Here is a 25,712-nt window from a genome sequence, read left to right as displayed (position 1 = left end):
ACGGGGGCGGAACGTTCGCCTCCGCCGGATTCCTCTTCCGGTAGCACGGTTTCAGGACTCCGCTGGGGGGTGGCCTGAGACCGTGCACCGGGAGGGCGCCTCTCCCCGGGTACGCCCGGGGAGAGGCGCACATCACAACGGTTGCTCACCGGCCGACGTCGGGCACCGACGTAGAGTCGGGGCACCATGCCTCGCCTGCTCGCCGACACCACGCCGCTGCGGGTGTCGCCCGAGTACCGCCGGCTGTGGTGGGGCCTCGGGGTCTCGAACCTGGGGGCGCAGCTCACCGTCGTCGCCGTGGGGCTGCAGGTGTACGCGCTGACCGGTTCGACGCTGGCCGTCGGCGTGCTGGGGCTGTGCTCGCTCGTCCCGCTGGTCGCCCTGGGGCTGTACGGCGGAGCGCTGGTCGACGCGTACGACCGGCGTCGGGTCTCCCTCGCGGCCTCGGCCGTGCTGTGGGCGGTGACCGCCGCCATCGCGGCTCAGGCGTGGCTCGGGATCGGGTCCGTGAACCTGCTCTACGGGCTGGTCGCCGTGCAGAGCGCTGCCTTCGCGATCAACAACCCGGCGCGCTCGGCGATCATCCCCCGCCTGCTGCCGGCCACGCTCATGCCCGCCGCGATGGCGCTGCAGACCCTCGCGATGAATGTCGCGCTCACGGGCGGGCCGCTGCTCGGCGCGGTGCTCGTGGCGCGCTGGGGGTACGGCGTCGCCTACACGATCGACCTCGTGCTCTTCGGCGCCGCCCTGTGGGCGGTCTGGCGGCTGCCCGCCATGCCGCCGGAGCCCGCCGAGGGCGCCGAGGCCGGTGGCGCGGCCGGTGGCGCCGCCGTGACGACACGGAGGGTGGTCGGGCTGCGGTCCGTCCTGGACGGCCTGCGCTACCTCGCGACCCAGCCCAACGTGCGCACCACGTTCCTCGTCGACCTGTGCGCCATGGTCCTCGCGTTCCCGCGGGTGCTGTGGCCCGCCGCCGGCGTCATCTACCTCGGCGGCGGCGAGACCACCACGGGAGTGCTGGCCGCGGCGTTCGCCGTCGGCGGCATCCTCGCCTCGCTGCTCTCCGGGGGGCTGTCCGGGGTGCGGCACCAGGGCCGCGTCATCGTGTGGGCGATCACCGCGTGGGGACTGTCTATCGCCGCGTTCGGGCTCGTGCTGGTCGCGGTAGGGCGCACCGAGCCGAGCCAGATGCTCGTCGGCGGCGTCATCGCCGCCGGCGTGGCGCTCGCGTTCGCGGGCGGGACCGACGCGATCTCGTCCGTGTTCCGGCAGAGCATGCTGCAGACCGCCACGCCCGACCACATGCGCGGCCGCCTGCAAGGTGTCTTCATCGTGGTCGTCGCGGGCGGGCCGCGCCTCGGTGAGCTGGTGCTCGGCTCCGAGGCGGCGTGGTTCGGCGAGGGGTGGGCGGCCGTCGTCGGCGGGCTCACGTGCGTGGTGGTGCTCTGGCTGATCGTGCGGACGACGCCGAGGTTCTGGGCGTACGACGCACGCCACCCGGAGCCGTGACCCCTACCTGAGCCGGGCGACGATCTCGTCCACGATCTCGTCGGGACGCGGTTCGACGTCGACCGCGAAACCGTCCTCGTCCGCGCCGAGCGGCTCGAGCGTCGCGAGCTGGCTCGTGAGCATGTCCGGCCGCATGAAGTGGCCCGATCGCCGTCCGATCCGCGCGGTGAGCAGCTCCGGCGTGCCGGTCAGGTGCACGAACCGGACGCGCCCCTCGGCGCCACGCAGGATGTCGCGATAGGCCCGGCGCAGCGCCGAGCACGGCACCACCGTCAGCACGCCCTCGCGCGCCCGGGCCGTGAGCCAGTCGCGGATCGACTCGAGCCAGGGCCATCGGTCCTCGTCGGTGAGCGGGATCCCGGCGCTCATCTTCGTCACGTTCGCGTGCGGGTGGAACGCGTCACCCTCGGCGAACGTGACGCCGAGGCGCTCGGCGAGGAGCCTCGCCACGCTCGTCTTGCCCGAGCCTGCGACGCCCATGACGATGATGTGCTGAACGCTCTCCGGGGATGCGGGGTCCACCCGCACAGCATCTCCCACCACGTCAGGCGCGACGGCGCAGTGTCCGGCCGGCAGCGAACGTCACCAGGGCGGCGACCCAGCCCGCGACCATGGCGACGAGGAAGCCCGCGTGGGCTCCGGCGTCGTCCACCCTGGCCCCGGCCAGGGACGCGCCGATCGACACACCGATGCCGATGGCCGTGCCGATCCAGGCGAGGCCCTCGGTGAGCTGGTGCGGCTCCATCAGCTCCTGGACGAGGGCGTTGCCCGTGATGATCGTCGGCGCGATGGCCATGCCGGCCACGAACATGACGGCGGCGAGGGCCCACAGGGAGTTCGCGAGGAAGAAGAGCGAGACGCCCGCGGCGAGGGCCGCCATGCCGATCGTGAAGCGGCGCGTCGCGGGGGAGACCCAGTGCCGTGCGCCGTATGCGAGGCCCGCGAGGAGCGAGCCCGCCGCGAACACGGCGAGCACGACGCCCGCCATCGCCTTGGCGCCCTCCTCCTCCGCGAACGCGACCGTGGCGACCTCGGTGGCCCCGAAGATCGTGCCGGTCGAGACGAACGCGACGAGGAGCACGGGCATCCCGGACGTCAGAAGGGCGGAGCGGTGCGGGCCGGCGTCGGCGGGAGCCGGGCGCACGGGCGGCTCGGTGCCGCGCAGGGAGCAGAACCACAGGCCGCCCCCGACCGTCGCGACGGCCGCCACGACGAGGCCGGACGGCGCCGCGACGGCGGTCGCGAGCGTCGTCGCGAGGATCGGCCCGGCGATGTAGACCAGCTCGTCCACAGCCGACTCCAGCGAGTACGCGGTGTGCAGGCGGCGCGGATCCCGGAGCGTGTGGGACCAGCGAGCACGAACCATCGAGCCGTACGAGCCCTGGCTCGCCCCCGCGACCGCGGCGAACAGCCACAGCACGGGCTCCGGGGCGTGCAGCACGCCCGCCACCACGAGGCCGGCGAGGCCTAGAGCCGTGACGCCCAGCGAGGGCAGCAGGATCACCCGCTGGCCCCGCCGGTCGACCCAGCGCGCGAGCTGCGGTGACACGAGCGCCTGGGCGAGCCCCAGGACCGCGGCGACCCGCCCCGCCATGCCGTACGAGCCGTACAGGGTCTGCACCATGAGCACGGTGCCGATCCCGATCATCGACATCGGCATGCGGGCGATCGCGGCGGCGGTCGAGAACGCGGCCGCGCCCGGGCTGCTCAGGACGTCGAGGTACGGGTTCTTGCGCGCCTGCGCGATGTCCTGGGCCACGCGTTCGAGTGTCGCACCGGACGGCCCGAGAGGCCGACCCGATAACCGGTGAGGCCGGTCACCGGGCGTTCATCGTGCGGCTAGCCTGGGCCGATGACCGACCGGGCCGACTTCGACATCACCGACCGCCCCCAGGCCTCGCGGTACGAGGCGACCACCACGGACGGGGACGTGATCGGGGTGCTCGAGTACAGGCGCGAGGACGGCGTCGTCGTGATGCCGTCCACCCGCGTCCAGCCGGCGTTCCGCGGTCACGGGATCGCGGCCGCGCTCGTCCGGCGGGCGCTGGACGACGCGCGTGTGGCGGGGGCCTTGGTGGTGCCGGTCTGCTGGTACGTCGCCGAGTACGTCGAGCGGCACCCGGAGTATGCCAACCTCGTCGATGAGTGACCCGGGGTGGCGTCCGGCGTCATGCGCGTGAACTATGGGCGGCATGACTGACGAGATCCCGATCACGGTCGTCGAGAACCCCGACCTGGAGCGGTTCGAGGCGCGGCTCGCCGACGGCTCCGTGGTCGGCAGCGCCTACTACGAGCGCGAGCCCGGGGTGGTGATCTTCACGCACACCGAGGTGGACCCGTCGATGGAGGGCAAGGGCGTCGCCTCGCAGCTCGCCGTCGGCGCGCTCAGCGAGGTCCGGGAGGCGGGCGACAAGATCGTGCCGCTCTGCCCCTTCATCCGCGCGTACGTGAACCGGCACCCGGAGTGGCAGGACCTGGTCCTGCATCCGAGCAGCGCACGCGACGTCAGGTCGTGACCGGCAGGCCCACGCGGGACCAGGCGACGATTCCGCCTTCGAGGTTCGCCGCCTCGAAGCCGACGGCGTCGTTGAGGAACTGCGTCGCGCGCGCCGAGCGCGCGCCCGAGTGGCACATCACGAGGATCTGCGTGTCGGGGTCGAGCTCGCCGTAGCGGACGGGCAGGTCGCCCAGGGGGATGTGGACGGCTCCGGGCGCGTGGCCCCCGTCCCACTCGTCCTGCTCCCGCACGTCCAGCAACGTGGTGCCGGCGGGGACCGGGGCGGCCGGGTCGAGCTCGGCCGGGTCGACCGTCGGGACGTCGGGCAGCATGGGCGGGAACATGCGTCCAGGGTACGACGGCGACGGCGTCGCCCCGGGTGCACCGTCGCTCCCGGGCGCACGTCGCCGTCGGCCCGAGGTTCCTGGCACTATCGACCTATGCACCCTCGTGCCGGGACTCTCGCCCTCGAAGAAGACCTCATCGACGTCGACAAGGTGGTCGGCGCCTACTACGACCACTCGCCAGATCCCGAGGACCCAGCGCAGAAGGTCGTCTTCGGGACGTCGGGACACCGCGGCTCGTCGCTCGACCGTGCGTTCAACGAGGCGCACATCGTCGCGATCACGGCGGCGATCGTCGAGTACCGGCGCGCCCAGGGGACCGACGGGCCGCTGTTCATCGGGCGCGACACCCACGCCCTGTCCCTGCCGGCCTGGCAGACGGCGCTCGAGGTCCTCGCCGCGGCGGACGTCACCGTGATGGTGGACGCCCGCGACTCGTACACCCCGACCCCGGCCGTCTCCCAGTCGATCCTGCTGCACAACGAGGCCACCTCGGAGGACGGCGTGCGGCTGACGGGGCCCGGCCTGGCGGACGGCATCGTCGTCACCCCGTCGCACAACCCGCCGCGCGACGGCGGCTTCAAGTACAACCCGCCGCACGGCGGTCCGGCGGACTCGGACGCGACCGGCTGGATCGCCGACCGCGCCAACGAGATCCTGCGCACGGGCATCGGCGCCGTGCGGCGCGTGAAGCTCGAGGACGCGCTCGCCGCCGAGACGACACACCGGCACGACTTCCTCACCACGTACGTGGACGACCTGCCCAACGTCATCGACCTCGAGGCGATCCGGGCCGCCGGCGTGCGTATCGGGGCCGACCCGCTCGGCGGGGCCGCGGTGGAGTACTGGGGCGCGATCGGCGAGCGGTACGGGCTGGACCTGACCGTGGTGAACCCGCAGGTCGACCCCCGGTGGGCGTTCATGACGCTCGACTGGGACGGCAAGATCCGCATGGACTGCTCGTCGCCGTACGCGATGGCGTCGCTGGTGGAGCGCATGGCGGGGGGCGACGCGCCGTTCGACATCGCGACGGGGAACGACGCCGACTCCGACCGGCACGGCATCGTCACCCCCGACGCCGGCCTGATGAACCCGAACCACTACCTCGCCGTCGCGATCCAGTACCTGTTCGGCGGCGCCCGGCCCGCGTGGCCCCAGGGCGCGGCGATCGGCAAGACGCTCGTCTCCTCCGCCCTGATCGACCGGGTCGCGGCCGGCCTGGGCCGCCGCCTGCTCGAGGTGCCCGTCGGGTTCAAGTGGTTCGTCCCCGGCCTGCTCTCGGGCGAGGTCGGGTTCGGCGGCGAGGAGTCCGCCGGGGCGTCGTTCCTGCGGCGCGACGGCCGCGTCTGGTCCACCGACAAGGACGGCCTGCTGCTCGCCCTGCTCGCGTCGGAGATCGTCGCGACGACGGGGCGGTCGCCGTCGGAGCACCACGCCGACCTGGTGACCAAGTACGGGGAGAGCTGGTACGCCCGCGTCGACGCGGCGGCCTCGCGCGAGGAGAAGGCGAAGCTGGGTGCGCTCTCGGCAGACGCCGTGAAGTCGACCTCGCTGGCGGGTCAGGACATCACCGAGGCGCTCGTGGCTGCGCCGGGGAACGGCGCGAAGATCGGTGGCCTCAAGGTGACGACGGTGGACGCGTGGTTCGCGGCCCGTCCGTCCGGGACCGAGGACGTCTACAAGATCTACGCCGAGTCGTTCGTCTCCGCCACGCACCTGGAGCGCGTGCAGGCTGCGGCGAAGGAGCTGGTGGGCGAGGCGCTGGCCTGACGGCGGTCGCGCTGGCGCCCCTCGGGCGTCAGCGCGCCGACTCCAGCACGCTCTCGGGGACCGCGAGGGCCGCTGCCGGGTCCATGAGCGCGATCGTCACGCTGATCGCCACGGCCGCGAACCCGAGCACGGTGAGCAGCAGCACCTCGCGCACCGTGTAGCGGTGCGCCGATGCCCGGGCTGACAGGGAAGCGAGGCTCTTGTGATTCGTCACGGGGGACCTCCGGGGGCTCGGGTGCGGTGCGTCGGGGCGGTGCGGTCGTGCTGTCTCTCGTCCGGTGGTGCGAGATGCGTCCGGCTCGTGCCGGAGGCCGGTTGGCCGGCGCCGCCTGAGGACGAGGAGCGTGGTGCTCTGTGCCATCGTGCGGCGCCGTAACGAAACTCTTGCACACGTTCGTCCACTTGTGAAGTGGGTTTGCGCTGAGGTTGAAGTGTTGAAACTAATTTACCTGGAAGGCTCGGGCAACCCGAAGCCGGGAGCGCGCGTGTTCCGCGCGTGACAGTGATCGCCAACCGGCCCGCCGAACCGCCGCCCGGGCCCGCGGAGGCCGACCAGGACGAGTACCTGCCGGTCCACGACCCCAGCCTTCGGGGACGCGACGCGGAGTTCGTCGCGTTCATGCAGGTCGCCGAGCCGGTCCTCGCCCGGATGGCGTGGCTCCTTACGGGTGACGTGCACCGCGCGCAGGAGCTCGTGCAGCAGGCGCTGGTCCGCACGTACGTGGCGTGGCCGCGCGCCCGCGAGGGAGAGCCGCTCGCCTACGCCCGACGTGTCCTCTCGAACGCGCGGATCGACACGTGGCGCCGACGTCGGCGTGAGGTCCTCGTCGCCCCCGACGACGTCCCGGACCGCGCGCCCGGCACTCCCGACGCCCATGCCGTCGCGCACGCCGACCGTGACCGGCTCGTCCGGGCGCTCGCTCTGCTGGCCCCGCAGCGCCGCCGCGTGGTGGTGCTCCGCTACCTGATGGACCTTCCCGAGCAGCAGGTCGCCGCAGACCTCGGCATCTCCGCCGGCGCCGTGAAGTCCGCGGCGTCCCGCGGCCTCGCCCAGCTCCGCGACCTGCTGACCGAGACATCTGAGGAGAACCGATGAACGACGACGAGACGGTCGAGCGTATGCGGGCGCTCGCCTCAGACGTGCCCCCGGTCCGCATCGACCGTACGGCGGTCCTGACGAAGGGCCGACGCCGGAGGGCGGCGCGGGCACTTGGCGTCGCCTCGGGCGTGGGCGTGCTCGGGGCGGTGGCCGCGGTGGCCGCGGCGGCCGCGCCACAGTTCCTGGGCCCGCCCCCCACTCCCGCCGGGACGACGAGCCCGACGGCGACCGCCATGGCGACGGCGCCGGCGACGGCGGAGCCCAGCCCGAGCGCGGCCCCGCCGTCGGACCCCGCACAGGCAAGGGCCGTCATCGACGAGGCGGCCGGGACGATCGTCCTGCCCTGGGACGAGTACAGCCTGGGCGCCGAGGAGGAAGCGATCCGTGAGTCGGCCGGTCAGCTCTTCATGGTCAACTGCCTCACCGAGGCCGGGTTCGGCGACAGCGTGTGGTTCCACGAGCTGCAGCCGACACGGATGGTGCACGGCACGGTGTACGGGATCTGGCGTGTCGAGGACGCCGAGCGTGACGGCTACCTCTCGCTCGACGCGGAACCGGCGGACGTCCACATCGAGCCGTCCGGCAGTGGGTCCCTGACCTGGTACCAGGCTTGCGACGACAAGATGATGGCGACGGGCATGGCCGGGGCCGTCCCGTACGTCCCAGAGATGTTGGCCGTCGTCGCGGAAGCGATGGAGGGTGGGACTCCCGACGACGGCTCCTGGCCCGGTGAGCCGGTACGAGCGATTCTCACGGACGAGGGTCGGGCGATTGTCGACGAGTGGAAGCAGTGCATCGCGGCCCAGGGCGTCACGCCGCGGGAGCCTGAAGACAACGGCCTCGTCCCGGCGGGCGCCATGATCGGGACGGGACCCGGGGACGCCCGCGACGGGCAGATCGCCATGGCGCGCGTCGACGTGCAGTGCAAGCTGCAGCACGACACCGTGCGGCGCCTCGCAGACCTCGACGCCCGCCTCCAGGCCCAGTTCATCGCCGACCACCGGGATGCCGTCGACGTGCAGAAGCAGGCCAACGACGAGTCGCTCCGCAAGGCCGTCGAGTACCTCGAGCAGCACGGGTGGGACGTCCCAGGTCGATGACCGGTCCGGCGTCGGGTCGCGCGTGAATCGATTAGCCCGCTACCCGGCGCCGCCTGGGGTACCTAGCGTGTCGTGCGCACTGCAGTCCCCCTGTGCAGATGGAGCTTCCCGATGGTCCGACGACGTACCTCCTGGGCGGCCCTCGCCGCCGCCCTCTCGCTGCTCACCGCCGGCGCCGTCGCCGTCGGGGCCGCGACCAGCGCCGCCGCCGCCGAGGGCTGCTCGGTGAGCTATCGCGTGACGAACCAGTGGAGCGGTGGCTTCCAGGGTGACGTCACGGTGACGAACCTCGGCTCGCCCGTGTCCTCGTGGCAGCTCCGCTGGACCGCGGCCACAGGGCAGACCGTGAGCCAGGCGTGGAACGCGACCGTGACGCAATCGGGCACTGCTCTGACCGCGACGAACGTTGCGTGGAACGGGTCGCTCGGCACGGGCGCGAGCGCGTCGTTCGGGTTCGTCTCGTCCTGGAACGGGTCAAACCCGGTGCCGTCCGCGTTCACGCTGAACGGCGTGGCGTGCACGGGCTCGGTGGGCGGGACGCCCACGCCGACGCCGACGCCGACGCCCAGCCCGACGGTCTCGCCGACGCCGCCCCCGACGTCGTCCGCGTTCTATGTCGACCCGCAGACCCAGGCGTACGCGGCGTGGACCGCCGCGAGCGGCAGCGACAAGGCGCTGCTGGAGAAGATCGCGCAGACACCGCAGTCGTACTGGGTGGGGAACTGGGACGACGCGACCCACGCCCGCCAGGAGGTCGAGGACTACACGTCGCGGGCCGTCGCCGCGGGCAAGACGCCGATCCTGACCGTCTACGCGATCCCCGGCCGCGACTGCGGCTCGCACTCCGGCGGCGGAGTCGAGGAGAGCGAGTACGCAGCGTGGATCGACACGATCGCGGCGGGCATCCACGGCAGCCCGTACATCATCCTCGAGCCTGACGCCCTCGCCATGCTCGGCGACTGTGCGGGCCAGGGCGACCGCGTCGGCTTCCTGCAGTACGCGGCGCGCGAGCTGACCGAGGCAGGGGGCCGCGTCTACATCGACGCCGGACACTCCGCCTGGCTGAGCCCGTCCGAGGCGGCCCGCCGCCTCAACCTCGTCGGCTTCCAGTACGCCGCCGGGTTCGCGCTCAACACCTCGAACTACCAGACGACGTCCGCGACCCAGTCCTACGGCGAGCAGGTCTCGGCACTCGTGGGCGGGCGCGGGTATGTGATCGACACGTCCCGCAACGGCAACGGCTCCAACGGCGAGTGGTGCAACCCGCGCGGTCGCGCACTCGGTGAGCGGCCCGCCGTCGTGGACGACTCCACGCACCTCGACGCGCTGCTCTGGGTCAAGCTGCCCGGCGAGTCGGACGGTGCGTGCAACGGCGGGCCGGCGGCCGGGGCGTGGTGGCAGGAGATCGCGCTGGAACTGGCGCGCAACGCGCGCTGGTGATGCGCTGAGCCGGATGGGTCGCCTCTTCTTGAAGGCGACCCGTCCGGTTTCTTCTTTGCGCAAGAACGTGCCGAAGTGGAACGCCTGCGGTTCTACGCCTGAGACGGGATGGAATCCGACAAGCCGGAAATAGTGAATGGCTGTTCAAGAGACTTTGACTGATTCGTCAAACTTGGCCCTAATGTTCGGGCGGGTGAAATCAAGGCCAGACTCTTCCAACGGAGATCGCTCGCTTCTTAGCGTGTTGACCTCTGGTGGGCCATGTGGCCGCCAGTCCACTACGTCAAGAGGACACACGCCATGTGGTATCTCCCTGAATTGTTCGACCTCGATCCGTTGTACGCCGTGTACACCGTCGCCCTCGTGATCGCCGGCCTGGTCATGATCGCCGGCGGCTCACTCAACTCCGGAAAAGGCCCATGGGCCCGACTGGGCACCGTTGCCCTCGGACTCCTGTTCCTGGGCTATGGCTGCTATTTGTACTTCTTCCTGCCGGCGACGTTCTACATCGTCTGGTACATCTTCGTCCTGCCCTTGCTCATCAGTGTCAATGTCGTGAGGGCGCTGGTGCAGAAGTACGAGCGCGACGAGGAGCCGCCCGTGTGGCAGACGTCGCAGCTCGCAGACCCGAAGGCCTGACCCGGGTAACCCGACGCCGGTGGCGCACCTCCCACGCGAGGTGCGCCACCGGCGTCGGTGTGTCTGAATCCTGTTCAGCCCACCTGGCGGAGCCTCGCGTCGACGTCGCGACCGTGACCGCCTCCGTGGGGATCAGGGCCTGGCCGCGGTCCTCAGGCCAGGTAGTCCGTGACGAGCCGCTCCGCCAGGCCCGTGTAGGTGGCGGGGGTCAGCTCGCTCAGGCGCTCGGCGACGTCGGCCGGCAGGCCCAGGTCCGCCACGAACTCGCGCATGCGCTCCGCGTCAACGCGACGGCCACGCGTCAGGTCCTTGAGGCGCTCGTAGGGGTTCTCCATGCCGGGAACGCCCGCCACCGAGGCGGCGCGCATCGCCGACTGGACGGGCTCGCCGAGCACCTCCCAGTTCTGGTCGAGGTCCTCGCGCAGCAGCGTCTCGTTCACGGCCAGCGCCCGCAGGCCTCGGGCGACGTTGTCGATGGCGAGCAGGCCGTGACCGAACGCCGGGCCGATGTTGCGCTGCGTCGTGGAGTCGGTGAGGTCGCGCTGCATGCGGCTCGTCACGAGGGTGGCGGACAGGGTGTCCAGGAGCGCGCACGAGATCTCGAGGTTGGCCTCGGCGTTCTCGAACCGGATCGGGTTGATCTTGTGCGGCATCGTCGACGAGCCGGTGGCGCCCGCGACGGGGATCTGCGTGAAGAACCCGAGCGAGATGTACGTCCACACGTCGGTCGCGAGGTTGTGGAGGATCCGGTTGAACCGGGCCATGTCGGCGTAGACCTCGGCCTGCCAGTCGTGCGACTCGATCTGCGTGGTCAGCGGGTTCCACGTCAGGCCGAGGCCCCCGACGAACGCCTCGGACACGGCGGGCCAGTCCGCCGTCGGGACCGCGACGACGTGTGCGCCGTACGTGCCGGTGGCGCCGTTGAGCTTGCCGAGGTACTCGGCGCTCTCGATGCGGCGCAGCTGGCGGCGCAGGCGGTGCGCGAGGACGGCGAGCTCCTTGCCGAGCGTGGACGGCGTGGCCGGCTGGCCGTGGGTGCGGCTGAGGAGCGGCACGGCGGCGTGCTCGCGCGCCATGTCCGCGAGCTGGTCGGCCAGCGCGGCGGCGGCCGGGAGCCAGACGTCGCGCACGGCACCCTGCACCATCAGCGCGTACGACAGGTTGTTGATGTCCTCGCTGGTGCAGGCGAAGTGCACCAGCTCGCTCGCGGCCGGGAGGCTCGTGCCGGGGATCTGCTCGGGGGCCACGGCGATCCGGCGCTTGATGAAGTACTCGACCGCCTTGACGTCGTGCACGGTCTCCCGCTCGATCGCGGCGAGCTCCGCGATCTCCTCGGCGCCGAACGACGCCGGGATGCTGCGCAGGTACGCCTGCTCCTCCGTCGTGAGCGACGGGGCGCCCTGCACGACCGGCGCCACGACGCCCGGGGCGCCGTTGCAGAGGGTGATCAGCCACTCGACCTCGACGTGGATCCGCGCGCGGTTCAGCGCGGCCTCGCTCAGGTGGTCCACCAGGGGTGCCACCGCAGCCCGGTACCTGCCGTCCAGCGGACCCAGCGCGATCGGCGGGGTCACCTCGGCGAGGTTGATACGTGCAGGCGTGATGGCGGGGGCGGTCGTCTCGGGCACGTGCTCCATTCTCCCACGGCGGATTCGTTGCGTTCCGGAGTGGACCGCGCCGACGGCGGCGGGCGGCGACGAGCCCGTCCACAGCGGCCCTTCGCGGTCCCTGTGCACAAGCACACCCCGCTGCCCGACGGCGGAGCTCGCCTCTCCCTTAGCGTCGCCGGTGGTGAGGGCACAGGGCGACCACAGGGGGAGAGATGGAGGCAGGCACGGCGCTCGCGGCGGCGCGCGAGCGGTTCCTTGCGGGGACCGATGCGGCGCGGGTGGCCGCCGCCGTCGAGTGGGACTCGGCTGCGGCAGCACTGTTCCGCGACGCGCTCGTGGAGTCGTCCGTGCAGGTGGCGTGGGAGGACCACCTGCTCGACGAGGCGCTGTGCCTGGCGCGGGCCTTCGAGGCCGCCCTCGGCGCGGCCCCGTCGCCCGGGCTGGGTGGAGGCACGGCGTGAGTCGGCCTGAGGGGCCGCTCGCGCCGGCCGACACGATCGTGGTGACCGGCGGCCTTGCGTCGACGGCGGTGGAGGCGGACGCCGTGCGGTCGGCCGCCGCCCGGCTCGCGGCCGCCGCGGACGACCTCCGCGAGGCGGTGACGTGGTGCAGCCGGGCGGGCTGCGCCGTCGGGCAGCCGCTCGGCGCCGCGTGGGCCGCGCCCGGCCTCGCCGTCCAGCAGGCTGCCGCCGTGGAGGCCGTCGAGCGGGCAGCCCGGCGCCTGCAGGTCCGGGCGGACCTGTACGACCTGCTCGGGTGGCGCCTGTTGCGGGCCGCCGGCCTGTACGAGGAGGCGGAGTCGGTGGCCGAGCGGGCCGTCGGGGCGCTCGTGACGACGGAGGGTTTCGTGCTCGGGCGGGTGTTCGCCGGGTCGCCCGCCATGCTCCTCGGCGGCGCCGCGGCGGCAGCCGGGACGGGGGTGCTCGCGTGGCTGTCGAACCGGGCGACCGGTGGGCTCTCGACGGCCCTGTTCCACGCCGTCGCGCCCGAGGCGGTGCGGCGGCTGGCGCCGTGGACGGACGAGGGGGTCGCCGGGCTGGGGGCCGGGATCGCCTGGGCGCGTCCGGCGCAGGCCGGCGGCGAGGTCGGCGTCCCGGGCGGGGCGCGCGTGGTCGCGGCCGCTGTGCGTCACCTGCCGTCCGGGGCAGGCGGTGACCCTGTCGTCGTGACCCAGGTGCAGGAGGCCGGGTTCGCGGGTGGAGCAGCTCCGGCCTGGTCCACGCAGGGCGGGACGGTCGCCGAGACGCTGCGGCGTGTGGCGGACCTGTACCCGTGGGACGGGGGCGCCCCGTACGCGACGGTCGCGGTGCAACGGGTCGTCGGCGCCGACGGCGGCGTGTCCTGGACGGTCCTCGTGCCAGGCACCGAGTCCGTCCTTCCCGCCGGCCACCCGTGGGACGCGGTCACCGACCTGGAGCTCATGGGGCGCGAGGCCGACGGCGCATCGGCGGCGGTGGTCGGCGCGCTGGAGCAGGCGGGGGTCGGTGCCGACGAGCCGGTGACGCTCGTGGGCCACAGCCTCGGCGGGATCGCCGCCATGGCGCTCGCGTCCTCGCCCGGCTTTACCGAGCGCTACCGGCTCGGCGGCGTGGTGACGGCGGGGTCGCCGGTCGCGACGTTCGGCGCCCCGCCGGGTGTGCCCGTGCTTCACCTGGAGACGGCTGAGGAGGTCGTGTCCGCGGCCGACGGGCACAGCAGCGGGGAGAACCCGCGCACGGGCGACCGGGTGACGGTCTCGCGGTCGCTTGCCGCGTCGGCGGACCCGCTGGACCGCGCGGCGTCGGGCAGCGTGCCCGCCGCTCACGGCGTCGACACGCACGTGCGCACGCTTGAGCTCGCCGTCGCGTCCGGCGATCCGCGGGTGCTGGACGTGACGGACCGGGTCGGGCCCCTGCTCCAGGGGGAGCAGGTGACCACGACCTACTGGTCCGCGCGGCGGGTCACTCCGTGACGCGGTCCGGGAGCACGGCGTTGAGGATCATCTGCACGACCGAGATCACGAGGGCGCCCAGCACGAACCACCAGAACCCGCCGTTGACCTCCAGCCCCCAGTTGGGCTGGTCGGAGAACCAGTGCTGGTTGGCGATCACCGTGGTCAGCCAGAGCATGAATGCGTTCACCACCAGGGTGAACAGGCCGAGCGTGAGGATGAAGAGGGGGAGGGACAAGAGCTGGACGATCGGCTTGACGATGAGGTTGACCAGGCCGTAGACCACGGCGACCGCGAGAGTCGCGAGGATCGTGCCCAGCATGGTGCCGTTGCTGACCACGTTCAGGTGGTCGGCGAGGAGCCAGGCGGAGAGCCCGATCGCGGCGGCCGTCACGGCGATACGCACGAGGATCTTCATGACCGCATCGTGGCATGCTGAGGGCCGTGGAAACACCCGCAACTCCCGTCGTGCCGCTCCGTGCGGCCGTGTCCGCCCTGCCCGCTTACGTCCCCGGCGCGCGGGTCGCGCCCGGCGGGCGGGCGTGGAAGCTCTCGTCCAACGAGAACCCGTACCCGCCGCTGCCGTCCGTGATCGCGGCCATCGCGGCGGCCGCGGAGGAGACCAACCGGTATCCGGACATGTATGCGTCCGAGCTGGTGAAGGCTCTCGCCGGAGAGGTGGGCGTGCCGCCGGAGCAGGTCGTGGTGGGCAACGGGTCCGTCGCGGTGCTCGCCCACGTGCTGCAGGCGGTCGTGGAGCACGGCGACGAGGTCGTCTTCCCCTGGCGCTCGTTCGAGGCGTACCCGATCGCCGTCGCCGTGTCCGGCGGGACCGCCGTCACCGTGCCGCTCGAGCACGGCACCGGACGTCTCGACCTGCCGGCGATGGCTGCCGCCGTCACGCCCCGCACCCGCGTGGTGCTGGTGTGCACGCCGAACAACCCGACGGGCCCGGTCGTCCAGGCCGACGAGCTCGACACGTTCCTCGCGGCCGTTCCCGGCGACGTGCTCGTGGTGGTCGACGAGGCGTACCTCGAGTTCGTGCGCGACCCCAAGGCGCCGTCGGGCGTGGACCTCCTCGCCGCGCACCCGAACGTCGTGCTCCTGCGCACGCTCTCCAAGGCGTACGGGCTGGCCGGCCTGCGCGTCGGTTACGCCGTCGCGGAGCCGCGGCTCGCCGCCGGCATCCGGGCCGTCTCCACGCCGTTCGGGGTGTCGCACGTGGCGCAGCGCGCCGCCCTCGCGTCGCTGGAGCCCGGGGCCAAGGCCGAGCTGCTCGAGAGGGTGGACGCGCTGGTCGAGGAGCGGTCCCGGGTCACGGCCGCCCTGCGCGGCCAGGGCTGGGAGCTGCCGGAGAGCCAGGCGAACTTCGTGTGGTTCGGCCTCGGGCAGGCGACGATGGAGTGCGCCGCGCAGGCGACGGCCGCCGGCGTGCTGGTGCGCCCGTTCGCGGGTGACGGCCTGCGCGTCAGCATCGGCGAGCCCGCGGCCAACGACGCGTTCCTCGCGGTGGCGGCCAGCTGGCGCTGAGTGGCGCAAGAGGTCGGATGTATCCCTGCCATCGGCTGCGTTGCGCGCCGAGGTTTTCAGTACACACCGCCAAACTCCACCTTGTCCGGTCGGCTCAACTTCCTATAGATTCGATGAATTCCCGGGAGGGGGTTCAGCGCATGACCGACATCGTCGTCGACGCACACCATCACCTGTGGGTGCGGGCACGCACTCCGCAGGGGTGGATCGACCCCGCGACCATGGGCGTCATCGATGCGGACTTCGAGCCGGCCGACCTGCCCGCCGCGGCTCACGGCGTCGGCGCGACCGTCGTGGTCCAGTCCGTGAGCCTCTGGTCGGAGACCGTCGAGCTGCTCGCCATTGCCGACTCGCCCGAGGGTCGCGCTGCAGGCATCACCGGCGTCGTCGGCTGGGCCGACCTCCTGGCTCCCGACCTCGCCGAGCGACTCGCCGCCCTGCGTGCCGACCCCGGCGGAAGCTCCCTCGTCGGCATCCGGACGATGGTGCAGGCCGAGCCCGACCCTGGGTACCTCGACCGCCCGGACGTCCGCTCGGGCGTCGCCGCCGTCGGAGCGGCCGGGCTCCCGTTCGACCTGGTCGTCCGGGACCACCAGCTCGCCGCGGCCGCACGGCTCGCCGCAGGCCTCCCCGAGGTCCGGTTCGTCCTCGACCACCTCGGCAAGCCCCGGCTCGCCGCCGTCGACGACCCCGGTGCGCTGAGCGCCTGGCGCCACGACCTGGCCGCGCTGGCCGAGCTGCCGAACGTGACGGCGAAGGTCTCCGGCCTGGTCACGGAAGCCCGCTGGGACGGCTGGACGCCCGGGGACCTGCGGCCCGCCGTCGACCACGCGCTCGACGTCTTCGGGCCCGACCGCCTCATGTTCGGCTCGGACTGGCCGGTCTGCCTCCTCGCGGCGAGCTACGGCCGCTGGCTCGACGTGGCCCGCGGGCTGCTGGCCGACCTGACCGACGCGGAACGCGACGCAGTCCTCGCGGGCACCGCCTGCCGCGTGTACGGCATCTCGCGCCCGGCGCCCACGAGCCCGGCGCCCACGAGCCCGGCCCCCACGCGCAAGGCTCCGACGAAAGAGACGCCGACGAACGAGGAGAGCCACCCGTGAGCACCACAGACACGTTCGATCTCGACGGTCTGCGCGCCGTCGTCACCGGCGGCGCGGCGGGCATCGGCGCCGCCGTCGTCACGGCGTTCCTGGCCCGCGGGGCCTGGGTGACGTCGATCGACCGTTCGGTCGACGGCGTCCCCGGTGGCGCCCACGCCGAGGTCGCCGACCTCACCGACGACGCCGCGGTGCGCGCCGCGGTCGAGTCCGCCGCCCGCGTGATGGGCGGGATCGACGTCGTCGTCAACAACGCCGGCATCGGCGCCCTGGGCACGATCGCCGACAACGACGACGCCGAGTGGTTCCGCGTGCTCGACGTCAACGTCCTCGGGATCGCGCGCGTCACCCGCGCGGCGCTCCCGTACCTGCGGGAGTCGGACCGGGCGGCGGTCGTCAACATGAGCTCGATCGCCGCGTGGACCGGCCTGCCCGCACGTGCGCTGTACTCCGCGTCCAAGGGCGCGGTGCAGGCGCTCACGCTCGCCATGGCCGCCGACCACGTCGCGGAAGGCATCCGCGTCAACTGCGTGTGCCCGGGCACGGTCGACACGCCGTGGGTCGGCCGCCTGCTCGACGCCGCCGACGACCCCGTGGCCGAGCGGGCCGCGCTCGAGGCACGCCAGCCCACGGGCCGGCTCGTGAGCCCCGAGGCCGTCGCGCACGCCGTGTGCTACCTCGCCAGCCCCCTGGCCGCGTCCACGACGGGCGAGTCGCTCGCCGTGGACGGCGGCATGCACGGGCTGCGCACGCGCCCGCGCGCCGTGTCGTGACGGGCGGCGCGGGGCACGCTCGCGGCGTCGAGCTCACGGGCCTCGGCTTCGGGGGCGCGCAGGGCGGCAACCTGTACGCGGCCGTGTCCGACGACGTCGTGCGCGCCGCCGTGGACGCCGCGTGGGACGCCGGACTGCGGTACTTCGACACGGCCCCGCACTACGGTCTGGGCCTCTCGGAGCGACGGCTCGGCGCGGCGCTCGCCGCTCGGCCGCGGGACCAGTACGTGCTGTCGACGAAGGTGGGGCGGCTCCTGGTGCCGTCCCCCGGGGCCGCCCACCTCCGCGACGCCGAGGGTTTCGACGTGCCGGCCGACGCGCGACGCGTGCGGGACTACTCCCGCGACGGCGTGCTCCGATCGCTCGACGCGAGCCTGGCGCGGACGGGCCTGGACCGGATCGACGTCGTCTACGTCCACGACCCCGACGACTTCGGCGACCAGGCGGTCGCCGAGGCGATCCCCGCCCTCGTCGAGCTGCGCGAGCAGGGGGTCGTGCGCGCGGTGGGCGCCGGGATGAACCAGTCCGCGATGCTTGCCCGCTTCGTGCGGGAGACCGACATCGACGTCGTGATGTGCGCGGGCCGCTTCACGCTGCTCGAGCAGCCCGCGCTCGACGACCTGCTCCCCGCGGCGCTGGAGCGGGGCGTTGCGGTCGTCGTCGCGGGGGTCTACAACTCGGGGCTCCTGGCGCACGCCGCCCCGCCCGACGACGTGACCTACGACTACGCGCCTGCGCCCGCCGCGCTCCTCGACCGGACGCGCCGGATCGCCGCCGTCTGCACCGAACACGGCGTCACCCTGCCCGAGGCCGCGCTGGCGTATGTGCGTACCCACCCGGCGGTGGCGAGCACCGTCGTGGGCATGCAGACCGCCGAGCAGGTGCGCCAGACGGTCGACCGCGCAGCGGCCGACGTGCCCGACGACCTGTGGCCCGCGCTCGTGCGGGCCGGCCTGCTCGACGACCGGGCGGCGCCCGGCGCCTGGACCGCCTGACACCAGCACCCTGACACCAGCACCACGAAACGAGAAGACATGCACCTGCTCCGTCTCGGCCCCGCCGGCCAGGAGATCCCTGCCGTCGTCGAGGGCGACGTCGTCCACGACCTGCGGCCGCTCACCGACGACGTCGACGGCGCCTTCCTGGCCTCCGACGGGATCGCCCGTGCGCGCGCGGCGCTCGCCGCGGGCGAGCTGCCCGTCCTGGCGGGTGCCGCCTCCCTGCGCCGCGGCGCGCCGATCGCCCGACCGACCGCCGTCATCTGCATCGGGCAGAACTACGCCGCGCACGCCGCCGAGTCCGGCGCCGAGCCGCCGCGCCTGCCGATCGTCTTCCTCAAGCACCCCAACACGATGGTCGGCCCCGACGACACGGTCCCGCTGCCGCCCGGCGCCGAGAAGGTCGACTGGGAGGTCGAGCTCGCGGTGGTCATCGGCCGGCGGGCGAGCTACCTGCCCTCCGTCGAGGCGGCCCGCGACCACGTCGCCGGGTACACGGTGGTCGACGACGTGAGCGAGCGCGCCTGGCAGATCGAGGACTCGCTCGGTCAGTGGTCGAAGGGCAAGTGCGGCCCCGGCTTCCTCCCGACCGGCCCGGCCCTCGTCCCCGCCGACGAGGTCGACTCGCGCGACCTACGCCTCCGCTCCTGGGTCGACGGCGAGCCGCGCCAGGACTCGACGACGAAGGACATGATCTTCGGCGTCGACCACCTCGTGTGGCACCTCTCGCAGTACATGGCCCTCGAGCCGGGCGACCTGATCTGCACGGGCACCCCGGAGGGGGTCGCCCTCTCCGGACGGTTCCCGTACCTGTCCGACGGCGACGTGGTCGAGCTGGAGATCGAGGGCATCGGGCGCCAGCGGCACACCTTCGCCCGGACGCCGGCGGCCCCGGCGCCGGAGGCCTGAGAGCCGTGCTCCGGTACACGCTCCTGCACCCCGGCCTCGCCGCTGCGCTCGCCGCCGCGGGGCACGGCTCCCGGGTGCTCCTCGCCGACGCCAACTACCCGCACTCGACCGGCGTGCGCGCGGGCGCCGAACGCGTCCATCTCAACCTGCGGCCCGACCTGGTCACGGTCGACCAGGTGCTGGAGGTGCTCGTCGAGGCCGTCCCGGTCGAGTCCGCGTCCGTCATGGTCCCGGGCGGGGTCGCGGGCGACGTCGCCCCGGCGGGCGAGCCGGTCCCGGCACACGCCGGTTACCGGACCGTCCTCGGCCCGCACGTGGGCTGGCACGAGCTCGACCGGTTCGCCTTCTACGAGGCAGCGCGGTCCGACGACGTCGCCCTCCTCGTCGCGACCGGCGACCAGCGGGTCTACGCCAACCTGCTGCTCACGATCGGCGTCCGGCAGGGCTGACGGGCGCCCGGCGCCGGGGTCAGCGCAGCGACTCCTCGACGTCGAGCAGGTGCGCCGCCATGCGCACGCGCGCGCCCTCGGCGTCGCCCGCGGCGAGGGCGCGCCAGATCGCCTCGTGGTCCTGAGCGGTGCGCGGCTCGGCACGCTCGTCGTCGCGACCGCGCTGGAGTCGCTCGCGCACCGTGCGGCTCGCGAGGGTCTCGATGAGAGCTTCGAGCACGGGGTTGCCCGCCTGCCCGGCGATGATGCGGTGGAACGCGACGTCCGCCTGGATGAACTGCGCGTGGTCGACGGGGGAGCGGCCGAGAATCTCGGCCACCCGGTCCAGCAGCGCACGCGCCTCGGCGAGGGCTCCGGGGGTGATCCGGCGCGCCGCGAGGCCGGCCGCCTCCGTCTCGAGGACCCGCCGCACCGCGTGGAACGGCTGCGCCTCGGCCTCGCCGTGCAGGTCGACGACGAGCCGCAGCGGCGAGAGCAGGCGGGACGGGTCGAGGCTCGTCACATAGGTGCCGTCGCCCTGGCGCGTGTCGAGGATCCCGAGGATCGACAGGGCCCGCACGCCCTCGCGCAGCGATCCGCGGGAGACGCCGAGCCGCTCGGCGAGGTCCTTCTCGACGGGCAGCTTGTCACCGGGACCGAGCTCGCCGTCGAAGATCATGCGCTTGATGCCGTCGACGACATCATCCGTGCGGGACATGGCTCGAAGTATTACGCAGCGGACCAGGCCGCGCCGTCAGGGAACCGGAACCGGGCCACGGACTCCTCGCGCATCCTCGTGGAGTACCCGGGCAGCGAGGGCAGGACGTAGCCGGCGCCGTCCCCCGTGTCGGCGACGACGCAAGGGTCCGTGAAGTGCTCGTGCAGGTGGTCCACGTACTCGGTGACCCGGCCGGTGAGGTCGCCGGCGACCGCCACGTAGTCGAGCACCGACACGTGCTGCACCATCTCGCACAGCCCGACGCCACCGGCGTGCGGGCACACGGGCACCCCGAACTTCGCCGCGAGCAGCAGCACGGACACGATCTCGTTGATGCTCGCGAGCCGGCCGGTGTCGAGCTGGCAGTAGTCGATCGCCCCGGCCTGGAAGAACTGCTTGAACATCACGCGGTTGTGGCAGTGCTCGCCGGTCGCGACGCCGACCGGTGCCACCGCAGACCGCACGGCGGCGTGGCCGAGGACGTCGTCGGGCGACGTCGGCTCCTCGATCCACAGCGGGTCGAAGCGGGCGAGCTCGCCGACCCACTCGATGGCCTGCGGTACGTCCCAGACCTGGTTCGCGTCGATCATGAGCTTCCGGTCCGGCCCGATCACGTCTCGCGCGATCGCGAGCCGGCGGACGTCGTCGGACAGGCTGGCCCCGACCTTGAGCTTGATGTGGCCGTAGCCGGCGTCGACCGCCTCCTGGCAGAGCCGGCGCAGCTTCGCGTCGTCGTACCCGAGCCAGCCGGCCGACGTGGTGTAGACGGGGTATCCGGTGCGTTCGAGCCGCGCGACGCGTTCGGCCTTCGTGGGCTCCTGCGCCCGGAGGATCGCGAGCGCGTCGTCACGCGTGAGGACGTCCGAGAGGTAGCGCAGGTCGGCGACGTCGACGAGCTGCTCTGGCGTCATGTCGGTGAGCAGCCGCCACAGCGGCTTGTCCGCGCGGCGTGCGGCGAGGTCCCACGTGGCGTTGAGGACCGCCGCGAGCGACAGGTGGACGACGCCCTTCTCCGGCCCGAGCCAGCGCATCTGGGAGTCGGAGGTCAGGTCGCGGTACGTCCGTCCCATGTCGGCCGCGAGCTCTTCGACGTCGCGCCCGACAAGCGTCTCCGCCTGGTGCCGCGCGGCGAGCGCGACCACGTCCGTGCCGCGTCCGATGGTGAACGTCAGGCCGTGGCCCGCGAGAGGCGTGCCGTCCGCTGCCGTGCCGTCGGTGCGGAGCACGACGTACGCCGCCGAGTAGTCGCCGTCCTTGTTCATCGCGTCGGAGCCGTCCGCCGTGCGGGACGTCGGGAACCGGACATCCTCGACCTCGACGCTTGTGATCGTTGGCATGGGGACCTCGCACCAGAAGGGCAAACATCAGATGATTGAGCCAATGTAAGCGGCAGTAGTCTCACAAGCAAGACCCGGGAGGCCGCGCAGCGCCCAGAAGATCCGAGGAATCGGCCCCTCCGGTACTGCGAAGCACCTGCTCCGCCGGCCCCGGATTGAGGTTTCCTCCAAACCGCCGACCAAGACATTGGCCGACACGTCGACTGCGTAACCTACGGGGCCGTAGCCTACGCTTGCGTAGGCTACGAAGGCGTAGGTTGCGGCCCGGCCGGTAACGGATGGACGGTGCTGGTAAGAGCAGTTCCGGTCCGGTCCAAGAGGTCGGCACCGCGGCGAACGGAGAGTGTGTGAAGCACGAAACCGACGGGGGCGACGTGCCCCTCCTGCAACTCCTGACTCCCGACGGCACGCGCGTCACCACGCGCGGCACGAAGCAGTACCGCGACCTCGCGGCGGACCTCACCCCGGACCGTCTGCGAGCTATGTACCACGACATGGTGCTCACGCGGCGGTTCGACGAGGAGGCCACGGCCCTCCAGCGCCAGGGCGAGCTCGCGCTGTACGCGCCGGCCCGCGGCCAGGAGGCGGCGCAGGTGGGCAGTGCCCACGCGCTGCGCCCGCAGGACTACGTCTTCCCGTCCTACCGCGAGCACGGCGTGCTGCAGGTGCGCGGCGTGGACCCTGTGGACCGGCTCCGCTTCTACCGCGGCTCCGACCACGGCGGCTGGGACCCGAACGAGCACAACGTGCAGATGTACACGGTCGTGATCGGCGCGCAGGCCCTGCACGCGGTGGGCTACGCGATGGGCATGCAGCGCGACGGCGTGGTGGGCACGGGGGACGACGCCGTGGACGCCGCGGTCGTCACCTACTTCGGCGACGGCGCCACCTCGCAGGGCGACGTCAGCGAGGCCCTCGTGTTCGCCTCGGTCAACAACTCGCCCGTGGTGTTCTTCTGTCAGAACAACCAGTGGGCCATCTCCGTGCCCACGAGCAAGCAGACGAAGGTGCCGCTCTACCGGCGCGGCGAGGGCTTCGGCGTCCCGGGCGTGCGCGTGGACGGCAACGACGTGCTGGCCGTGTACGCGGCCACCACCGAGGCGCTCCAGCGCGCCCGCCGCGGCGACGGCCCCACCTTCATCGAGGCCTACACCTACCGCATGGGCGCGCACACCACGTCGGACGACCCCACGCGGTACCGCACCTCCGAGCAGGAGGAGCTCTGGGCGGGCCGCGACCCGATCGCCCGCCTGGAGGCCCTGCTCCGTGCCGAGGGCGCCCTCGACGAGGCGTTCCTCACGGACCTCGCGGCCGACGCCGAGGTGCTCGCCGAGCGGGTCCGCACCGAGACCCGCAAGCTGCACCCCGGTTCCGCGACCACGATCTTCGACGACGTCTATGCCACCCCGCACAGCATCGTCGCCGAGGACCGGGCCTGGTTCGAGTCCTTCGAGGCGGGCGAGCCGCCCGCAGGCCCGGTCAGCGCACACACCCCCGCGCACCCCCAGGGAGGGACCCGATGACCACCACCGCCGAGCGCCGGGAGACCACCATGCCTTCCGGCACGCGCACGCTGACGCTCGCGAAGGCGATCAACGAGGGCTTGCGCCGCGCCCTCGCGAACGACCCGAAGGTCCTGCTCATGGGCGAGGACATCGGTCCGCTGGGCGGCGTCTTCCGCGTGACCGACGGCCTCCAGGAGGAGTTCGGCGAGGACCGTGTCGTCGACACACCGCTCGCCGAGTCGGGAATCCTCGGGACCGCCATCGGTCTGGCGCTGCGCGGCTACCGGCCCGTCTGCGAGATCCAGTTCGACGGCTTCGTGTTCCCCGCCTTCAACCAGATCACCACCCAGCTCGCCAAGCTGCGCTACCGCTCGCGCGGCGCGGTGGGCGCGCCTGTCGTGGTGCGCATCCCCTACGGCGGCGGCATCGGCGCGGTGGAGCACCACAGCGAGAGCCCGGAGGCGCTGTTCGCGCACACGCCCGGCCTGCGCATCGTCACGCCGGCCACGCCGCAGGACGCGTACACGATGATCCAGGAGGCCATCACCTCCCCGGACCCCGTGATCTTCTTCGAGCCCAAGGGCCGGTACTGGTCCAAGGGTGAGGTGGACCTCGACGCGCCCGTGGGCTCGGCGACGCTCAACGCCGCCAAGGTGGTCCGAGCCGGCACCGACGTCACCCTGGTCGCCTACGGGCCCACCGTGGCCACGGCCCTGAAGAGCGCGGAGGCGCTCGAGGTCGAGGGCCGCTCCGCCGAGGTGGTCGACCTGCGGGCCATCTCGCCGATCGACACCGCGACCATCGTGGACAGCGTCCGCAAGACCGGTCGCTGCGTCGTCATCCACGAGGCGCCCATGTACTTCGGCGCCGGTGCGGAGATCGCGGCGCGCGTCACCGAGGAGTGCTTCTACTCGCTCGAGGCCCCCGTGCTGCGCGTGGGCGGGTTCCACATCCCGTACCCGGTGGCCAAGCTCGAGCACGACTACCTGCCGAGCGTGGACCGCGTGCTCGACGCCGTCGACCGCGCCTTCGCGCACTGAGAGGCTGTTGATGTCGAACCAGCGCTTCCTCCTGCCCGACGTCGGGGAGGGGCTCACCGAGGCTGAGATCGTCGAGTGGCGCGTCGGCGTCGGCGACCCGGTCGCGGTCAACCAGACGATCGTCGAGATCGAGACGGCGAAGTCCCTCGTCGAGCTGCCCTCGCCGTGGGCGGGCATCGTCTCGGCGGTCCTCGTGGGGCAGGGCGCCACGGTGGACGTGGGCACCCCGATCATCGAGATCGCCACGGGCGCTCCGGCGTCCGACGGCGGACCCGCGGCCGCCCCGGTCGCGGCCGCGCCGGTCGAGACCGGCCCCGCCGCGCCTGCGCCGGCAGCGGAGACGTCCGGTTCCGTGCTCGTCGGGTACGGCACCGCGGAGGCCGGGTCGACAGGCCGGCGGCGGCGGTTCACCGCCGCTCCCGCCGGGCCGACGGCGACCGCTGCTCCGGTCGCGGCTGCTCCGGCTCCCGTGGCCGCCCCGCCCGCCACTGCCCTGGCGAGCGTGCCCGCCGCTCCGGCGTCCACGGCGCATCGTGTGCTCGCCAAGCCACCCGTGCGCAAGCTCGCGAAGGATCTCGGGGTCGACCTGGCCGGCGTCCCCGCGAGCGGTCCCGGCGGGATCGTGACGCGCGAGGACGTGCTCGCCGCCTCCGCGGCGACCGAGCCCCAGCAGCTCGCGACGTACCCGGACGAGCCGTGGCTGGCGTCCGGTGCGGTGAGCCAGGGCGGCCGGCAGACGCGCGTCCCCGTGAAGTCGGTGCGCAAGCGGACCGCCGAGGCGATGGTCGCGAGCGCGTTCACCGCTCCGCACGTCACCGAGTTCGTGACGGTCGACGTGACCCGCACGATGAAGCTCGTCGAGAACCTCAAGGCGGACCGCGACTTCGCGGACGTGCGCGTCACCCCGCTGCTCGTCGCCGCGAAGGCGGTGCTGCTGGCGGTCCGGCGTCACCCCCAGATCAATGCGAGCTGGGACGACGCCGCGCAGGAGATCGTCTACAAGCACTACGTGAACCTGGGGATCGCGGCCGCGACGCCGCGCGGGCTCGTGGTGCCGAACATCAAGGACGCGAACACGCTCGACATGCTCGGGCTGGCCCGCGCCATCGCCGACCTGACCGCCACCGCGCGGGCAGGCCGCACGACTCCGGGAGACATGTCCGACGGCACGTTCACGATCACCAACGTGGGCGTCTTCGGCATCGACACCGGTACGCCGATCCTGAACCCAGGAGAGGCGGGCATCCTGGCCTTCGGCGCGATCCGCCGGCAGCCATGGGTGCACAAGGACAAGATCAAGCCGCGCTGGGTCACGCAGCTGGCGCTGAGCTTCGATCACCGGCTCGTCGACGGCGAGCTGGGCGCGCGATTCCTGTCGGACGTCGCGCGTGTCCTGGAGGACCCGGCCCGCGGCCTGGTCTGGGGCTGACGCCCGG

Annotated in this window: 27 protein-coding genes; 19 read left to right on the top strand and 8 right to left on the bottom strand. The window is 72.8% G+C overall.

The window, feature by feature from the left end; genetic code table 11:
* Positions 1-186: 186 nt before the first annotated feature.
* Positions 187-1,509 (top strand): MFS transporter, encoded by a 1,323-nt coding sequence (locus L1785_RS04900; RefSeq protein WP_236088086.1) that lies wholly within the window; start codon positions 187-189, stop codon positions 1,507-1,509.
* Positions 1,510-1,512: 3 nt separating this feature from the next.
* Here the strand turns inward: L1785_RS04900 and L1785_RS04895 are convergent, their stop codons facing one another.
* A complete protein-coding gene (locus tag L1785_RS04895) occupies positions 1,513-1,989 on the bottom strand; it encodes a gluconokinase (RefSeq protein ID WP_236088207.1) in 477 nt (158 codons plus the stop codon).
* Positions 1,990-2,053: 64 nt separating this feature from the next.
* Entirely contained in the window at positions 2,054-3,268 is a 1,215-nt protein-coding gene (locus L1785_RS04890) for an MFS transporter (RefSeq protein WP_236088085.1), read from the bottom strand.
* A gap of 93 nt (positions 3,269-3,361) precedes the next feature.
* On the opposite strand from L1785_RS04890, the gene L1785_RS04885 reads away from it, so the two are divergent.
* Both L1785_RS04885 and L1785_RS04880 read left to right on the top strand, forming a co-directional pair.
* The gene (locus L1785_RS04885; protein ID WP_236088084.1) at positions 3,362-3,658 is read left to right on the top strand and encodes a GNAT family N-acetyltransferase; all 297 of its coding nucleotides are present in this window, start codon (positions 3,362-3,364) and stop codon (positions 3,656-3,658) included.
* A 43-nt stretch (positions 3,659-3,701) separates the two neighbouring features.
* A complete protein-coding gene (locus L1785_RS04880; protein ID WP_236088083.1) occupies positions 3,702-4,025 on the top strand; it encodes a GNAT family N-acetyltransferase in 324 nt (107 codons plus the stop codon).
* Here the strand turns inward: L1785_RS04880 and L1785_RS04875 are convergent.
* On the bottom strand, positions 4,015-4,350 hold the full coding sequence (locus L1785_RS04875) for a rhodanese-like domain-containing protein (protein ID WP_236088082.1): 336 nt from the start codon (positions 4,348-4,350) through the stop codon (positions 4,015-4,017). The genes L1785_RS04880 and L1785_RS04875 overlap by 11 nt on opposite strands.
* Positions 4,351-4,446: 96 nt before the next feature.
* On the opposite strand from L1785_RS04875, the gene pgm reads away from it, so the two are divergent.
* Positions 4,447-6,120, top strand: coding sequence for a phosphoglucomutase (alpha-D-glucose-1,6-bisphosphate-dependent) (pgm, locus tag L1785_RS04870; RefSeq protein ID WP_236088081.1), 1,674 nt, complete (start codon positions 4,447-4,449; stop codon positions 6,118-6,120).
* A gap of 28 nt (positions 6,121-6,148) precedes the next feature.
* Here the strand turns inward: pgm and L1785_RS04865 are convergent, their stop codons facing one another.
* Complete coding sequence (locus L1785_RS04865) at positions 6,149-6,334, bottom strand: hypothetical protein (protein WP_236088080.1); 186 nt, start codon at positions 6,332-6,334, stop codon at positions 6,149-6,151.
* 282 nt (positions 6,335-6,616) lie between these two features.
* On the opposite strand from L1785_RS04865, the gene L1785_RS04860 reads away from it, so the two are divergent.
* The 4 genes from L1785_RS04860 to L1785_RS04845 all read left to right on the top strand — a co-directional run bounded on the left by L1785_RS04860 (position 6,617) and on the right by L1785_RS04845 (position 10,398).
* The gene (locus L1785_RS04860) at positions 6,617-7,216 is read left to right on the top strand and encodes a SigE family RNA polymerase sigma factor (protein ID WP_372461785.1); all 600 of its coding nucleotides are present in this window, start codon (positions 6,617-6,619) and stop codon (positions 7,214-7,216) included.
* Positions 7,213-8,319 (top strand): hypothetical protein, encoded by a 1,107-nt coding sequence (locus L1785_RS04855; protein ID WP_236088079.1) that lies wholly within the window; start codon positions 7,213-7,215, stop codon positions 8,317-8,319. The genes L1785_RS04860 and L1785_RS04855 overlap by 4 nt, the downstream gene beginning before the upstream one ends.
* Positions 8,320-8,430: 111 nt before the next feature.
* Positions 8,431-9,759, top strand: coding sequence for a glycoside hydrolase family 6 protein (locus tag L1785_RS04850; RefSeq protein WP_236088078.1), 1,329 nt, complete (start codon positions 8,431-8,433; stop codon positions 9,757-9,759).
* 300 nt (positions 9,760-10,059) lie between these two features.
* Positions 10,060-10,398 (top strand): hypothetical protein, encoded by a 339-nt coding sequence (locus L1785_RS04845; protein WP_236088077.1) that lies wholly within the window; start codon positions 10,060-10,062, stop codon positions 10,396-10,398.
* A 152-nt stretch (positions 10,399-10,550) separates the two neighbouring features.
* On the opposite strand, the gene purB is transcribed toward L1785_RS04845, so the two are convergent.
* Positions 10,551-12,035 carry an adenylosuccinate lyase gene (gene purB, locus L1785_RS04840; protein ID WP_236088076.1) on the bottom strand — a complete coding sequence of 495 codons (1,485 nt, stop codon included), beginning with the start codon at positions 12,033-12,035 and terminating at the stop codon, positions 10,551-10,553.
* A gap of 185 nt (positions 12,036-12,220) precedes the next feature.
* Here purB and L1785_RS04835 point away from each other — a divergent pair, with 185 nt between their 5' ends.
* Both L1785_RS04835 and L1785_RS04830 read left to right on the top strand, forming a co-directional pair.
* Positions 12,221-12,469, top strand: coding sequence for a hypothetical protein (locus L1785_RS04835; protein WP_236088075.1), 249 nt, complete (start codon positions 12,221-12,223; stop codon positions 12,467-12,469).
* The gene (locus L1785_RS04830) at positions 12,466-13,959 is read left to right on the top strand and encodes a hypothetical protein (protein ID WP_236088074.1); all 1,494 of its coding nucleotides are present in this window, start codon (positions 12,466-12,468) and stop codon (positions 13,957-13,959) included. The genes L1785_RS04835 and L1785_RS04830 overlap by 4 nt, the downstream gene beginning before the upstream one ends.
* Here the strand turns inward: L1785_RS04830 and L1785_RS04825 are convergent.
* Positions 13,949-14,356 (bottom strand): phage holin family protein, encoded by a 408-nt coding sequence (locus tag L1785_RS04825; protein ID WP_236088073.1) that lies wholly within the window; start codon positions 14,354-14,356, stop codon positions 13,949-13,951. The genes L1785_RS04830 and L1785_RS04825 overlap by 11 nt on opposite strands.
* 14 nt (positions 14,357-14,370) lie before the next feature.
* On the opposite strand from L1785_RS04825, the gene hisC reads away from it, so the two are divergent.
* From hisC to L1785_RS04795, 6 genes are all read left to right on the top strand, one after another.
* A complete protein-coding gene (gene hisC / locus L1785_RS04820) occupies positions 14,371-15,468 on the top strand; it encodes a histidinol-phosphate transaminase (protein ID WP_372461783.1) in 1,098 nt (365 codons plus the stop codon).
* 140 nt (positions 15,469-15,608) lie between these two features.
* Entirely contained in the window at positions 15,609-16,571 is a 963-nt protein-coding gene (locus tag L1785_RS04815; RefSeq protein ID WP_236088071.1) for an amidohydrolase family protein, read from the top strand.
* The gene (locus L1785_RS04810) at positions 16,568-17,341 is read left to right on the top strand and encodes an SDR family NAD(P)-dependent oxidoreductase (RefSeq protein ID WP_236088070.1); all 774 of its coding nucleotides are present in this window, start codon (positions 16,568-16,570) and stop codon (positions 17,339-17,341) included. Before L1785_RS04815 ends, L1785_RS04810 begins: the two co-directional genes overlap by 4 nt.
* Entirely contained in the window at positions 17,338-18,336 is a 999-nt protein-coding gene (locus L1785_RS04805; RefSeq protein WP_236088069.1) for an aldo/keto reductase, read from the top strand. Before L1785_RS04810 ends, L1785_RS04805 begins: the two co-directional genes overlap by 4 nt.
* Positions 18,337-18,375: 39 nt before the next feature.
* On the top strand, positions 18,376-19,248 hold the full coding sequence (locus L1785_RS04800) for a fumarylacetoacetate hydrolase family protein (protein WP_236088068.1): 873 nt from the start codon (positions 18,376-18,378) through the stop codon (positions 19,246-19,248).
* A gap of 5 nt (positions 19,249-19,253) precedes the next feature.
* A complete protein-coding gene (locus L1785_RS04795) occupies positions 19,254-19,697 on the top strand; it encodes an RbsD/FucU domain-containing protein (protein WP_236088067.1) in 444 nt (147 codons plus the stop codon).
* A 19-nt stretch (positions 19,698-19,716) separates the two neighbouring features.
* Here L1785_RS04795 and L1785_RS04790 read toward each other — a convergent pair whose 3' ends face one another.
* Together L1785_RS04790 and L1785_RS04785 are read right to left on the bottom strand one after the other, a co-directional pair.
* A complete protein-coding gene (locus L1785_RS04790) occupies positions 19,717-20,394 on the bottom strand; it encodes a FadR/GntR family transcriptional regulator (RefSeq protein WP_236088066.1) in 678 nt (225 codons plus the stop codon).
* 11 nt (positions 20,395-20,405) lie between these two features.
* A complete protein-coding gene (locus L1785_RS04785) occupies positions 20,406-21,731 on the bottom strand; it encodes an enolase C-terminal domain-like protein (RefSeq protein ID WP_236088065.1) in 1,326 nt (441 codons plus the stop codon).
* Between the two features lie 347 nt (positions 21,732-22,078).
* Here L1785_RS04785 and pdhA point away from each other — a divergent pair, with 347 nt between their 5' ends.
* Genes pdhA through L1785_RS04770 form a run of 3 tightly spaced genes read left to right on the top strand, consistent with a single transcriptional unit; the run spans position 22,079 to position 25,705 of the window.
* The gene (pdhA, locus tag L1785_RS04780) at positions 22,079-23,254 is read left to right on the top strand and encodes a pyruvate dehydrogenase (acetyl-transferring) E1 component subunit alpha (RefSeq protein WP_236088064.1); all 1,176 of its coding nucleotides are present in this window, start codon (positions 22,079-22,081) and stop codon (positions 23,252-23,254) included.
* Positions 23,251-24,276 carry an alpha-ketoacid dehydrogenase subunit beta gene (locus L1785_RS04775; RefSeq protein ID WP_236088063.1) on the top strand — a complete coding sequence of 342 codons (1,026 nt, stop codon included), beginning with the start codon at positions 23,251-23,253 and terminating at the stop codon, positions 24,274-24,276. The genes pdhA and L1785_RS04775 overlap by 4 nt, the downstream gene beginning before the upstream one ends.
* Positions 24,277-24,286: 10 nt before the next feature.
* Complete coding sequence (locus L1785_RS04770; protein WP_236088062.1) at positions 24,287-25,705, top strand: dihydrolipoamide acetyltransferase family protein; 1,419 nt, start codon at positions 24,287-24,289, stop codon at positions 25,703-25,705.
* Positions 25,706-25,712 lie beyond the last annotated feature (7 nt).

Source organism: Antribacter soli (assembly GCF_021568775.1).
GTDB classification, from domain to species: domain Bacteria; phylum Actinomycetota; class Actinomycetes; order Actinomycetales; family Cellulomonadaceae; genus Antribacter; species Antribacter soli.
Note: the sequence above shows the minus strand (reverse complement) of the source record. Positions and strands in the feature narration are given on the sequence as shown.